General features: G+C 73.6%; 12 protein-coding genes and 1 tRNA gene. 8 read left to right on the top strand and 5 right to left on the bottom strand.

Features of this window, described 5'->3' with window-relative positions; genetic code table 11:
- Window positions 1-66: 66 nt before the first annotated feature.
- A complete protein-coding gene (locus BLS70_RS19795; RefSeq protein ID WP_143030467.1) occupies window positions 67-474 on the bottom strand; it encodes a hypothetical protein in 408 nt (135 codons plus the stop codon).
- A gap of 99 nt (window positions 475-573) precedes the next feature.
- Between BLS70_RS19795 and BLS70_RS19790 the strand changes: the two genes are divergently transcribed.
- The 4 genes from BLS70_RS19790 to der all read left to right on the top strand — a co-directional run bounded on the left by BLS70_RS19790 (window position 574) and on the right by der (window position 3939).
- Window positions 574-1419, top strand: a complete 846-nt coding sequence (locus BLS70_RS19790; RefSeq protein ID WP_091771439.1) for a pseudouridine synthase — start codon at window positions 574-576, stop codon at window positions 1417-1419.
- Window positions 1420-1535: 116 nt separating this feature from the next.
- A complete protein-coding gene (aroH, locus tag BLS70_RS19785) occupies window positions 1536-1898 on the top strand; it encodes a chorismate mutase (RefSeq protein ID WP_091771437.1) in 363 nt (120 codons plus the stop codon).
- A complete protein-coding gene (gene cmk / locus BLS70_RS19780) occupies window positions 1895-2596 on the top strand; it encodes a (d)CMP kinase (RefSeq protein WP_255362606.1) in 702 nt (233 codons plus the stop codon). The genes aroH and cmk overlap by 4 nt, the downstream gene beginning before the upstream one ends.
- Window positions 2593-3939, top strand: a complete 1347-nt coding sequence (gene der / locus BLS70_RS19775) for a ribosome biogenesis GTPase Der (RefSeq protein WP_091771435.1) — start codon at window positions 2593-2595, stop codon at window positions 3937-3939. The genes cmk and der overlap by 4 nt, the downstream gene beginning before the upstream one ends.
- A gap of 48 nt (window positions 3940-3987) precedes the next feature.
- On the opposite strand, the gene BLS70_RS19770 is transcribed toward der, so the two are convergent.
- Window positions 3988-6153 (bottom strand): MMPL family transporter, encoded by a 2166-nt coding sequence (locus BLS70_RS19770; RefSeq protein WP_091771433.1) that lies wholly within the window; start codon window positions 6151-6153, stop codon window positions 3988-3990.
- A gap of 270 nt (window positions 6154-6423) precedes the next feature.
- Here BLS70_RS19770 and BLS70_RS19765 point away from each other — a divergent pair.
- Both BLS70_RS19765 and BLS70_RS19760 read left to right on the top strand, forming a co-directional pair.
- A tRNA-Pro gene (locus BLS70_RS19765) sits at window positions 6424-6497 on the top strand.
- A gap of 242 nt (window positions 6498-6739) precedes the next feature.
- Window positions 6740-7495 (top strand): hypothetical protein, encoded by a 756-nt coding sequence (locus tag BLS70_RS19760; protein WP_091771431.1) that lies wholly within the window; start codon window positions 6740-6742, stop codon window positions 7493-7495.
- A gap of 91 nt (window positions 7496-7586) precedes the next feature.
- Here BLS70_RS19760 and BLS70_RS19755 read toward each other — a convergent pair whose 3' ends face one another.
- Together BLS70_RS19755 and BLS70_RS19750 are read right to left on the bottom strand one after the other, a co-directional pair.
- Window positions 7587-9782 carry an MMPL family transporter gene (locus BLS70_RS19755; protein ID WP_091771429.1) on the bottom strand — a complete coding sequence of 732 codons (2196 nt, stop codon included), beginning with the start codon at window positions 9780-9782 and terminating at the stop codon, window positions 7587-7589.
- Between the two features lie 4 nt (window positions 9783-9786).
- The gene (locus BLS70_RS19750) at window positions 9787-10374 is read right to left on the bottom strand and encodes a TetR/AcrR family transcriptional regulator (protein WP_091771427.1); all 588 of its coding nucleotides are present in this window, start codon (window positions 10372-10374) and stop codon (window positions 9787-9789) included.
- A 194-nt stretch (window positions 10375-10568) separates the two neighbouring features.
- On the opposite strand from BLS70_RS19750, the gene BLS70_RS19745 reads away from it, so the two are divergent.
- Complete coding sequence (locus tag BLS70_RS19745; RefSeq protein ID WP_091771425.1) at window positions 10569-11186, top strand: TetR/AcrR family transcriptional regulator; 618 nt, start codon at window positions 10569-10571, stop codon at window positions 11184-11186.
- 50 nt (window positions 11187-11236) lie between these two features.
- Window positions 11237-12382: a nitronate monooxygenase gene (locus tag BLS70_RS19740; RefSeq protein WP_091771423.1), complete on the top strand. Its 1146-nt coding sequence runs from the start codon at window positions 11237-11239 to the stop codon at window positions 12380-12382.
- 157 nt (window positions 12383-12539) lie between these two features.
- On the opposite strand, the gene BLS70_RS19735 is transcribed toward BLS70_RS19740, so the two are convergent.
- The gene (locus BLS70_RS19735; protein ID WP_091771554.1) at window positions 12540-12743 is read right to left on the bottom strand and encodes a hypothetical protein; all 204 of its coding nucleotides are present in this window, start codon (window positions 12741-12743) and stop codon (window positions 12540-12542) included.
- Window positions 12744-12795 lie beyond the last annotated feature (52 nt).

Here is a 12795-nt window from a genome sequence, read left to right as displayed (position 1 = left end):
TCCATGGACTAGGACACGGTGGTGGCCACGGCAGGTTGCCTGGCCGGGGGATCGGGTGGGAGAGGGTCAGCGGCGTGCGCGCGCCGTCATCGCGAAACCCGCCGTCGAGAGCAGGAAGGCCCCGACCCCGACGGCCAGCGTGGTCATCCGGACTACGTCGGAGTCCGCGTAGGGATCGAGCGCCAGGAAGGCCACCAGGCATGCGGAGGAGAGGACGGCCAGGACGCCGGCACCGCGCTCTGTCGCGGTGAGCCGCTCCGCCGCCGTCGTGCCCGCGGCACGGGCGTCGCGGAGCGAGGCAAGGTTCGTCAGCGACGCGACCACCGAGAGCCCCAGCGCGAGCAGGGCGGCCAGCCCGGCGCCGATGTTCGCTCCGTCGTCAGGATCCGCCGTGAGGAGGGCTACTGCGAAGAGAAGCCAGAGGAGGGTCGCCAGGGCGGCGACGACGAGTCCGGTCCTGCGTGTCGTGGTCACGTCCCCAGCGTGCTGCACGTCGGTGCTCCAGCACCGCAGGTGACCCCTTCGCGGACGAGTGGTCGGTGCTGCCCGCCCGAGGTGGGAGACTGTGCAGTGATGAACGCTGCGACCCCGAACGACGACGCCCCCACCGCCTCCGGTGGCGAAGGCTGGTCCGAGGACATGGAGCTCGCTCCGGTCCACCCCGCCGACCGTGCCCCCGAGACCGACGCCGACCGCGAGGGCGAGCGGCTGCAGAAGGTGCTGGCCCGGGCCGGCGTCGGATCCCGACGCGTGTCCGAGGACATGATCGAGGCCGGCCGGATCAGCGTGAACGGCGCCGTCGTCCAGGTGCAGGGCATGCGGGTCGACCCCACCCGGGACAAGATCGCCGTCGACGGCGTCCGGGTCGAGATCCGCGACGACCGCGTCACCTACGCGATGAACAAGCCCCCGGGTGTCATCACCGCGATGAGCGACGACCGCAACCGGCCGACCGTCGGCGACATGGTCGGCGACCTCGCGCCCGGGCTGGTGCACGTCGGCCGGCTGGACCAGGACACCGAGGGTCTGCTCCTGCTGACCACCGACGGCGAGCTCGCCCACCGGCTGGCGCACCCGTCCTACGGCGTGCGCAAGACCTACCTGGCGCAGGTGTCGGGCTCGGTGCCCCGTGACCTGCACAAGCGGCTGCGCGCCGGGATCGACCTGGACGACGGCCCGGTGAAGGTCGACTCGTTCCGGGTGGTGGACACCCACGCCGGCCAGTCCGTGGTCGAGGTCGTGCTGCACGAGGGCCGCAAGCACATCGTGCGCCGGCTGCTGGCTGAGGTCGGCCTGCCGGTCTCGCGGCTGACCCGCACCGCCGTCGGCCCCATCGAGCTGCGGGCCATGCGGTCGGGGACCATCCGCAAGCTCAGCCGCGAAGAGCTCGGCACCCTCTCGGAGCTGGTCGGGCTGTAGTCGCCCGGGGTCGAGGATGCCGCTCCGGGGGACCGGTGGCGCGCGCTCCATAGACTCGATCGAGGCCCCGGCGATCCGGGCGCCGGTGCATGGCAGAGAACGAACGAGGAGTGTGCATGGCCGTCCGAGCCATCCGGGGCGCGACGCAGGTCGACGCCGACGACCGGGAGCAGGTGCTCGAGGCCACCCGCGAGCTGGTGAGCGCCGTGCTCGAGCGCAACGCGCTGGAGCACGACGACGTCATCAGCATCGTGTTCACCGCGACCCCCGACCTCGTCTCGGAGTTCCCGGCCCTGGCCGCGCGCGAGCTCGGCATGGGGGACGTGCCGCTGATGTGCGCGACCGAGATCGCCGTACCGCACGCCCTGCCGCGGGTGCTGCGGCTCATGGCGCACGTGGAGACCCCACGGCCGCGGGCCGAGATCCAGCACGTGTACCTCCGCGGTGCGGCAGCCCTGCGCCGGGACATCGCCCAGTGACGGACACGATCCCGTTCCGGGGCGCGGTGACCCTGGACGGCCCCTCGGGCACCGGGAAGTCCAGCGTGGCCCGGGGCGTGGCCAGCCGGCTCGGCGCCGCCTACCTCGACACGGGCGCGATGTACCGCGCCGCGACCGTCGCCGTCCTCGACGCCGGCGTGGACCCCGAGGACGCCGAGGCGGTGGCCCGGACCGTGGCCGCCGCGCGGATCGTGGTGGGCACCGAGGCCGGCACCGAGCGCGTCGAGGTCGACGGCGTCGACGTCGCCGTCCGCATCCGGGGCGCCGAGGTCACCCGGTCGGTGTCCGCGGTCTCCGCGGTCCCGGCCGTGCGCCGGCAGCTGGTCGCCCAGCAGCGCGAGCTCGCCGGCGCGGCCGAGGCGGTCGTCGTCGAGGGACGCGACATCGGCACCGTCGTGCTGCCCGACGCGACGCTCAAGGTCTACCTGACCGCGGCGCCCGAGGTCCGGGCCCAGCGCAGGGCCGGGCAGCTCGGCCTCACGGAGGCGGCGGAGATCGACGCCCTGGCCGCGGACCTCCGCCGCCGGGACGAGTACGACAGCAGCCGGGCGGACAGCCCGCTGCGACCGGCCGCGGACGCCGTGGTCGTGGACAGCAGCGAGCTGAGCCAGCAGGCCGTGGTGGACCGCGTCGTGGCGCTGGCCGAGGCCGCGCTGGTGACAGGGGACCGCACATGACAGAGAACCAGGACGGGCCGCTCCCCGTCGTCGCCATCGTCGGCCGGCCCAACGTGGGCAAGTCGACGCTGGTCAACCGCATCCTCGGCCGGCGCGCCGCCGTCGTGCAGGACACGCCAGGGGTGACCCGCGACCGGATCTCCTACGAGGCGCTCTGGAACGGCAAGCGGTTCACCGTCATGGACACCGGCGGCTGGGACCCCAAGGCCACCGGGATGGGCGCCTCGATCACCCGTCAGGCCGAGTTCGCGATGCAGACCGCCGACGTCATCGTCCTGGTGGTGGACAGCCAGGTGGGCGCGACCGACACCGACCTCGCCGCCGCGCGTGTGCTGCGCCGCAGCGACCGGCCGGTCATCCTCGTGGCCAACAAGGTCGACGACGAGCGCAGCGAGGCCAACGTCGCCGAGCTGTGGAGCCTGGGCATGGGGGAGCCGCAGCCGGTCAGCGCGCTGCACGGCCGCTCCAGCGGTGACCTGCTCGACCTGATCCTCGACGCGATGCCCGAGGCGCCGCGCGAGCAGGAGCACGAGGAGGGTCCGCGACGGGTGGCCCTGGTCGGGCGCCCGAACGTCGGCAAGTCGAGCCTCATCAACCGGCTGGCCAAGGAGGAGCGCTCCGTCGTCGACTCGGTCGCCGGCACGACGGTCGACCCGGTGGACTCGATCGTCACCCTGGGCGGGGAGGAGTGGCGCTTCGTCGACACCGCCGGCCTCCGCCGCAAGGTCAACACCGCCAGCGGCATGGAGTACTACGCCAGCCTGCGCACCGAGGCCGCCATCCAGGCCGCCGAGGTCGCCGTCGTCCTGCTGGCCGCCGACGAGGTGATCAGCGAGCAGGACCAGCGCGTCATCTCCCAGGTCGTGGAGGCCGGACGCGCACTGGTCATCGCCATCAACAAGTGGGACACCCTCGACGAGGACCGGCACGACCAGCTGGAGCGCGAGATCGAGCGGGACCTGGCGCGGGTCAAGTGGGCGACGCGGATCAACATCTCCGCCTCGACCGGCCGCGGGGTGGGCAAGCTCGCCGACCACCTGCGCTGGGCGCTGGCGTCGTGGGAGAAGCGCGTCCCGACCGCGGAGCTCAACCAGTTCGTCCGGGCGCTGGTCCAGGAGACGCCGCCGCCGGCACGCGGCGGCCGCGCGCCCAAGATCAAGTACGTGACGCAGGCCGACGTCCGCCCGCCCCGGTTCGTCGTCTTCTCGACCGGCTTCCTCGAAGCCGGCTACCGGCGCTTCCTCGAGCGCAAGCTGCGCGAGCAGTGGGGCTTCGCCGGCACCCCGATCGAGGTCTCGGTCAAGGTGCGCGATGCCCGCGACCGGGACGCCCGCAAGAGCTGACGCTCCGGCCTGCGGGTGGGCCGGCACGGCCGGCCCACCCGCAGGACGTCAGGAGCCGGGCCGGGCGTCCTCGGGGTCGTCCTGGCGGGAGCGCGGTCCGGGCACCCGGGCGCCCTCGCCGGCGTGGACGGGCTCGCGGTCGTGCTCGGGCTCGTCGTGGACCTGTGCCAGCATGCTCGGCCACCACATCCACCGGCCGACGTCCAGGTTCAGGGCGGTGACCAGCACGGACCGGACGATGATGGTGTCCAGCAGGACGCCGAGCGCGACCGCGATGCCGAGCTGGGTGAGGAACGTCAGCGGCAGGGTGCCCAGGACGGCGAACGTCGCCGCCAGCACCAGGCCGGCCGAGGTGATCACCCCGCCGGTCGCCGCCAGCCCGATGAGGGCCGCCCGCCGGGTGCCGTGGTCGAACGACTCCTCCCGCACGCGGGTCATCAGGAAGATGTTGTAGTCGATGCCCAGCGCGACGAGGAACACGAAGACGAACAGCGGGAACGAGCTGTCGGTCGAGCTGACGCCCAGGGTCCAGTCGAAGATCACCGCACTGATGCCGAGCGCGGCGCCGTAGGAGAGCACCACCGTGGCGATGAGGATCAGCGGGGCCACGATCGCCCGGAGCAGCAGCCCGAGCACCACCAGCACCACCAGCATGATCAGCGGGATGATCACGCGGTTGTCCCGCTGGGAGGCGGTCTGGACGTCGAGGTTGACGGCGGTGTTGCCGCCGACCACTGCCTGACCGTCGCCGACGTCGTCCAGGCCGGTGCGCAACCGTTCGATGGTGTCGTAGGCGTTCTGGCTGTCGGCGGGATCGGTGAGGTCGGCCTGGACGAGCGCCGCGTTCCCGGTGGTCTGGGGCGGCGCCACCGCGCCGATGCCCTCGGTGCCGGCGACGGCGTCGGCCACCTGGTCGGCGTCTGCGGCGGTGGTGAGGACGTAGACGGGGTTGCCCGCGGTCGCCGGGAAGTGTGCCCGCGCGACCTCCTCTCCCTGGATGGACTCGGGGTCGCCGCGGAAGGAGTCGGCCTGCGTCAGGCCCTTGGCGTTCAGGCCGAACATCCCGATCGCGGCCACCCCCAGGAGCAGGCTGGTGACCACCCACACCGCGCGAGGACGGGGCTTGATCAGGCTGCCCACGCGGGCCCAGATGCCGGTCGCGCTCGGCTCCCGGCTGCCCAGGGCCGGCCGCACCGGCCAGAACACCCAGCGGCCGCAGATGACCAGCAGCGCGGGCAGCAGCGTCATGAGGACGACGAGGGTGACGGCGACGCCGATGGCCGCGACCGGGCCCAGGCCGGCGGTGGAGTTCATGTCCGCGAAGGCCAGGCAGAGCATGCCGAGGACCACCGTGCCGCCGCTGGCGAGCACCGCCGGCCCGGCGCGGTGGACCGCCTCGGTCATCGCCTCGTGCCGGTCGGCGTGCAGCCGCAGCTCCTCCCGGTACCGGGCGACGAGCAGCAGCGCGTAGTCGGTGCCGGCGCCGATGACCAGGACGGTGAGGATGCTCGCGCTCTGCCCGTTCACCGTCAGGTCGGCGTACCTCGCCAGCAGGTAGATCACTGCCTGCGAGCAGAACAGCGCCACGATCGCGGAGAAGATCGGCAGGATCCACAGGACCGGGCTGCGGTAGGTGAACAGCAGGATCAGGATGACGACGCCGAGGGCGGCGAACAGCAGCGCGCCGTCGATGCCCTCGAAGGCCTCCGCCGAGTCGGCCGCGTTGCCCGCCGGCCCGGTGATCCAGGACTCGAGGCCGTCGGGCCCGTCGGTGACGACGTCCCGGATGCCGTCGACCAGGCCACCGATGCCTTCCCAGCCCTCGGCGCCGACGTTCAGCGGCACGACGAGCTGGATGGCCTCGCCGTCCTCCGAGGGGATCGGGCCGGTGATCTCGCCGTCGAGCTCGTCCAGCCGGCCGAGCTCGGTGGCGTCCTCCTGCACGGCGGCCAGGTCCTCGTCGGTCACCCCGCCGGACCGTTCGTAGACGATGACGGCCGGGATGATGTCGGGATCGGAGCCCAGCTCGGCCTGCCGCTCGATCGCCAGGGTCGACTCGGCGTCGCCGGGCAGCCACGAGGACACCTCGTTGTCCTGCTCGTCGGTGAGGCCGCCGGCGAGAGGTCCGGAGGCCGCGGCGAGGACCAGCCAGAGGACCAGGATGACCCACTTGAGCCGGCGGTTGCTGACGCGGGATGCGAATGACCTGCCCATGACGATTCCCTTCGGCACAGCGGTGCCCCTGGCGGAGCTGAACGGCAAGGACCCCGTGGGGGGAAGGTTTTCAGGGTCCGTGCCAGGTGTCATCGGGTTTGACGTCCGGGGCGCCCAGAACTGAGCGGGGGTGCCGCCGGGTGTCACCAGGTCTGACGGGACGGGCCGCCCGGACGTGACAGGGGGCGCGCCGGAGGGCACGTGCGGGTGCGGTAATCTTCCGGAGCGGCCATCGCGCGCCCCGGACTGCCGGGACGGTGTGACGGAGCGCGGGCTGTAGCGCAGCTTGGTAGCGCACCTGACTGGGGGTCAGGGGGTCGCAGGTTCAAATCCTGTCAGCCCGACAGAGGAACGAGCAGCTCAGGGGCGGGTCGACCACGAGGTCGGCCCGCCCCTGCTGCGTTGCGGACGACCGCCGTGCAGCTGCCCGGTGCTGGGCGGCTGACTGTGCAGACGTCGCGCCGGACGGCGGGGCTTCCTGTACCGGACGTCCGTGCCTTCTTGGCGACGGCCGCCCGCATCCGCGGCGGGTGAGGGAGGGGCCGCGCACAGTCCTCGCGCCGCCCGCTCGTGCCACCATCCGGGCATGGACGCCCCTGCGCCGCACCGGTTCGTCGCCCGCGTCATCGAGGAGGCGCAGAACAAGATCCACGACGACGACGTCGCGCAGCAGTTCGGCTTCACCGGTGCCCTCGTGCCCGGGGTCGAGTTGTTCGCCCGGATCACCACACCGCTGGTGGCCGGCTGGGGGGAGGAGTGGCTGTCCGGCGGGCGGGTGGACGTGCGCTTCCGCCGCCCGGTGTACGACGGCGAGGAGCTGCTCGTCGACGTGGACGACGATCGGCTGACCGTGACGGGCCCGGACGGCGAGGTCCGGTGCCTGGGGTCCGCCGGCCGGACGGCGGACCGTCCCGACCTCACCGGCCTGGACGGGGCGGCTCCTGCGGACGGGCAGGTGGCCGACCCCGTGGTCGGGCCGTTCGGCAGCGTCCACGAACCCGTCACCGTCGAGCAGAACGAGTGGTACCTCGACGCCGTCGGCGAACCCCTGGCTCTGTACCGGGAGAACGCGTGGGCCCATCCGGGGATGCTGGTCAAGGCGGTGCACCGGCTGCTCACCCGGAACGTCGCCCTGGGGCCGTGGATCCACACCGCGAGCGACTGCCGCTTCCTCGGGGTCGCCCGGCTGCCCGCGCTGGTGACCTCGCACGGCCGTGTGACCTCCGTCGGCCGCAGGGGCCGGAACGACGAGGTGCGCTACGACGCGCTGGTCCTCGCCGACGGCGAACCCGTGCTGCACGTCCAGCACACCGCGCTCTACCGGCTGGGCGCCGCCGGCTGAGGGGTCGAGCCGAGCAGGTGCCCAACGACGGTGTCCAGTGCCCGGAGCACCGCCGCCCGCCCGTGCTCCGTCGTGGCGCAGCAGGGGGCGCTCAGCGGGCGCCGGACTCGACCGTCTCCGACTCCTCGCGCAGGGCGCGCAGCTCGTCGTCCGAGGCGCCGTCGCCCTTCAGCGCGGTGCCCTCGACGTCGAGGTGGGGCAGCCAGCCCAGCCAGCGCGGCAGCCACCAGGCGCGCTCGCCCATGAGGGCGAGGGCGGCCGGCACCAGCACCATGCGGACGACGAAGGCGTCCACGACGATGCCCACCGCCAGCGCGAACGCGATGGACTTGAGGGTGGGGTCCGGGCTGGTGGCGAAGCCGGCGAACACGCCGAACATGATCAGCGCGGCCGCGACGACGACCGGGGCCGAGCGCCGGAAGCCGGCGCGGATCGCCTCCAGGGGCGCCTCGCCCGAGGTGTGCGCCTCGTGCATGCGGCTGACCAGGAACACCTGGTAGTCCATCGCCAGGCCGAACAGGATCCCGATCACCAGGATCGGGGTGAGGCTGATCAGCGGCCCGGTGCTGGTCAGGCCCACGAGATCGGCGAGCCAGCCCCACTGGAAGACGGCCACCGTGGCGCCCAGGGAGGCGCCCACGGTGAGCAGGAAGCCCAGCACGCCGACCAGCGGCACCAGCAGCGAGCGGAACACCAGCACCAGCAGGACGAAGGCCAGCCCGACCACGAGCACCAGGTAGACCGGCAGGGCGTCGTCGAGGGCCTGGGCCACGTCGACGCTCACCGCGGTGGCACCGGTGACGTAGGTGTCGACGCCGTCGAGGTCCACGAGCTCCGCGCGCAGGTCGCCGACGAGCGCCTCGGTGGCCGCGGTGTCCGGGCCCGATCCGGGGATGACCGTCACCAGGGCCGCGGTGCCTTCGGCGTTCGGCACCGGCGGCGTGACGGCGGCGACGTCGGACAGCGAGGAGATCGGCCCGCTGATCTCCGCCGCGGCCTGCGCGGCGCCCTCGCCCTGGACGAGGACGGCCAGCGGCCCGTTGATGCCCTCGCCGAACCCCTCCGCGAGGAGCTGCTGCGCCCGGGCCTGCGTGCTGTCCGGCTCCGGGGTCGGCACCAGCGTGGTCGCCATGGACGTGAAGGGGATCGCGATGACTCCCAGCGCGACGATCGTGGCCAGCACGGTCACCACCCGGTGCCGGGTCACCGCGGCGACCCACCGGGCGAGGAAGCCGGGGCCGCTGCGCCGGGATGCGCGGTCGCCGTCGGCCCGCACCTTCCGCGGCAGCGCCCGCATCCCCAGGTAGCTCGTCGCGGCCGGCACCAGGGTGAGCGCGACCAGGACGGCGACGACGATCGTCGCGGCCGCTGCCACGCCCATCTGGGTCAGGAACGGGATGCCCACCACGGACAGGCCGAGCAGGGCGATCACGACGGTGAGGCCGGCGGTGACCACGGCAGAGCCGGCCGTGCCGGTCGCCGTCGCGATCGCCGTCCCGACGTCTGCTCCGCGGAGCAGCTCCTGCCGGTAACGGCTGATGATGAACAGGGCGTAGTCGATGCCGACGGCCAGCCCCAGCATGCCGGCCAGTGCCGAGGTGGTGGAGGACAGGTCCAGGAAGCCGGTGGCGATGGTGATGCCCAGGACGCCGACGCCGACGCCGACGACGGCGGTCAGCAGGTTCATGCCGGCGGCGACCAGCGAGCCGTAGGTGAGCGCCAGGATGATCACCGCGAGGACGACGCCGATGACCTCGCCGACGCCCATGTGCGGAGCGCCCGCGTTGAGCGCCTCGCCGGTGGCCTCCACGGTGAGATCGCCCGTGCCGGCGTCGGCGACCGCGTCCAGCAGCGCCGTGCGCTGCTCGTCGGTCACGTCCTCGATCAGGCCGCCGTAGGTCACCGTGCTGTAGCCGATGGTCGCGTCGGGGTTGACCGAGGGAGCGGCCGGGTCCAGCGGGTTGCTGGCCGAGACGACCCCCGGCAGCGCGCCGAGGGTCTCGACCAGGTCGCCCACGGCCGCGGAGTTCTCCGCATCGGTGAGCGTGCTGCCCTCCGGCGTCGCGACGGCGACGTCGACGGTGGCGCCTCCCGCACCGAACTCCTCGGTGATGAGCTCCTGCGCGACCGTCGACTCCTGGCCGGGGATGGAGAAGGAGTTGGACGTCTCGCCGGACAGCGTGGCGGCGCCGATCCCACCGGCGACGAGGACCGCCAGCCAGACCAGGACGACGGCGAGCCGGCGGCGGTGCGAGAACGCGCCGATCCGGGAGAGCAGGTGAGCCATGGGATCAGGCCTCCGGGGTGGGGACGGGACGGCGGTGGCCGAGCGCGTCGAAGCAGGCGACGACCATGTGCGGCCGCCACGCGACGGTGAGGTCCTTCTGGTGGGCGGCGAGGGTCAGCACGCCCAGGGCGGCGAGCGCAGCGGCGACCCGCACGGTGCGCTCGGCCGTCGCCGCCTCCGGATCGACGCCGAAGGCGGCCAGTGCCGCGGTGGCCGACGCCAGGACCGCCTCGGCGCCGTCGTCGGCCGGCTCGTCGGTGACGGCCGTGCTGACCGGCGTCAGGAGCAGCGACACGAGGCCGGGGTGGGCGAGGGCCACGTCGATCCAGGCCTCGATGGCCCGCAGGTCCCGCTCGGGCCCGATGGGCAGGTCGGACACCACGTCGAGCACCTGCTGCCCGATCCCCGCGGCCTTGGCCAGCACGGCGGAGTGCAGGGAGTCCTTGGTGGGGAAGTGGTACTGCAGGCCGGCCTTGGACAGGCCGACCGCGTCCGCGATCTCCTGCAGCGAGGTCCGGGCGCCGCGCCGGGCGAAGAGGGCGGCGGCCCGATCGAGGATCTGCTCCTCGGCCTGCTGCCGGAATCCGCCCATGGATCCCAGGCTAGATCGGAACCGGCCGGATTGGCCGGGAAACCGGCCAGATCGGCCGGTGATACCGATCACCGCCACGACGGCCGGTCTCGGGCGCCCAGGGGTCCTGGCCGTTGCGGCGGTAACGTTGACTCCCTTCCGTTACCGCCCTACGGTGCGGCCATGCCTCGCTCGCTGCTCGTCGGGAACGGCGCGTGAGCGCGCCGGCGACCGTCGAACGGCCCCGCGCCCTCCTCGACAGGGACCGCGAGGAGCAGCTCACCGAACGCCAGCGCGAGGTGCTGCGGCAGCTCGACGCCATGTTCCGGGAGGGCTTCGCCGACCTGACCATGGCCGAGATCGCCGCGCGGGCCGGGTGCTCGTTGCGCACGCTGTACGCGCTGGCGCCCAGCCGCGACGAGCTGGTGCTCATGGTCGTCGACCGCCGGCTGTGGCGGATCGGCGGCGACGCCCAGCGCGTCATCGCCGCGGACATGGCGCCGCTGGACGCCGTCCGCCGCTACCTCCGGGCGGCGCACGTGGCGGTCGCCCGGGCGACGGATGCCTGGTCGCGCGACCTCGCCACGGTGCCCGCCGTGAAGGCGCTGGTCGACCGGCACAACCAGTACCTGGTCGACGTCACGCGCACCCTTCTCGACGCCGCCGTGGCGCGCGGCGACATCGCCGACGTCGACACCGCGGCCGTGGCCCGGGTGCTCGCCGGCCTCGGCCGCAGCCTCGCCGACCCCCACGTGGCGCGCACGCTCCGCAGTACGCCCCGGCAGGCCGCCGACGAGGTGGTCGACATGCTCCTGGCGGGCCTCACCCGATGACCGTCCCCGCACGCCCCGTCCACCGCACCACCACCTGAGAGGCACCCCCCGTGCGCACTGCCGCCACCGAGCTCGTCGGCATCGACGTCCCGATCTTCGCCTTCAGCCACTGCCGCGACGTCGTCGCCGCCGTCACCAACGCCGGCGGGCTCGGCGTCCTGGGTGCCGTGGCGCACACGCCCGAGCAGCTCGACATCGACCTCGCCTGGATCGAGGGGGAGGTCAAGGGCCGGCCCTACGGCGTCGACCTGCTCGTGCCCGAGAAGTTCGCCGGCTCCGAGTCCGGCGGGCTCGACCGCGAGGCGCTCGGCGAGCTGCTGCCCGCCGGGCACCGGCAGTGGCTGGACGGCCTGCTCGACCGGTACGGCATCCCGCCCCTGCCCACCGGCACGCCGACGGCCGGCCGCAGCTCCGGCGTCGGCGGCATGCGCGTGGATCCCAAGAGCATGGCGCCGCTGCTCGACGTCCTCTTCGCGCACGAGACCAAGCTCGTGGCCTCCGCGCTCGGCCCGCCGCCGCCGCACTTCATCGAGCGGGCCCACGGCGCCGGCATCCCGGTCGCGGCGCTGGCCGGGTCCGTGGAGCACGCCGTCCGCCACAAGGCCGCCGGCGCGGACCTCGTCGTCGCCCAGGGGACCGAGGCCGGTGGCCACACCGGCCAGATCGCCACGATGGTCCTCGTGCCGGAGGTGGTCGACGCCGTGGGGCCGCTGCCCGTCCTCGCCGCGGGCGGCATCGGCCGGGGCCGGCAGTTGGCGGCCGGCATGGCGCTGGGTGCCGACGGCGTGTGGTGCGGCTCGGTGTGGCTGACCACCGAGGAGGCCGAGACCAACCCGGCTGTGAAAGAGAAGTTCCTGCGGGCCGGGCTGGGCGACACCGTCCGCTCCCGGTCGATGACGGGGAAGCCCGCGCGGATGCTGCGCAGCCCGTGGACCGAGGAGTGGGAGTCGGCCGAGGGCCCCGGGACGCTGCCGATGCCGCTGCAGCCGATGCTCGTCGGCGAGGCACAGGCCCGGATCAATCGTGTGGCGGGCACGCCCGGCACGCCGGCGAACGACCTGGCCACCTACTTCGTCGGTCAGATCGTCGGCAGCGCGAGCATGAGCTCGGTACGGCCCACCCGGCGGGTCGTCCTCGAGATGGTCGAGGAGTTCGTCGAGGCCGTCGAGCGGCTCAACCGCTTCGTGGAGAGCTGACCCCCGGCCGTCGTCGACGCTGTGCACCGGCGGCGCACTCCGGACCCCGGAGTGCGCCGCCCACGCACGTCGTTCCCCCGGTACGACCGTTATCCCCAACATCGAGGCGCCGACAGCGCCGGGCAAGGACCCGCATCGAGGGCAGGGGGCGCGACTCTCAGGAGCCGGTGAGGCGGCGGCACTCCGGGCAGGGATCGGGCGAGCCCAGCCCGCGCGGCCCGGCCCACTTCCCCTGCACCACCGCGATCGAGGCGCCGCAGATGGCTGCCCACGGCGCGGGCAGGTCCGCGGTGGCGGCCAGGACGGCGTGCGCCGTGCCGGTCGCCTGGTCCCGGCCGGCGGCGTGGTCGCTGCTGCTCATGCGCTCCAGGATGCGCCGACGGGTGCCGGGCGTCCCGGCGGGGTAGCGGCTG

This window comes from Blastococcus aurantiacus (assembly GCF_900102425.1).
GTDB lineage: Bacteria > Actinomycetota > Actinomycetes > Mycobacteriales > Geodermatophilaceae > Blastococcus > Blastococcus aurantiacus.
The sequence above is the reverse complement of the archived record's forward strand: the minus strand, read 5'-3'. Positions and strand labels throughout refer to the sequence as shown.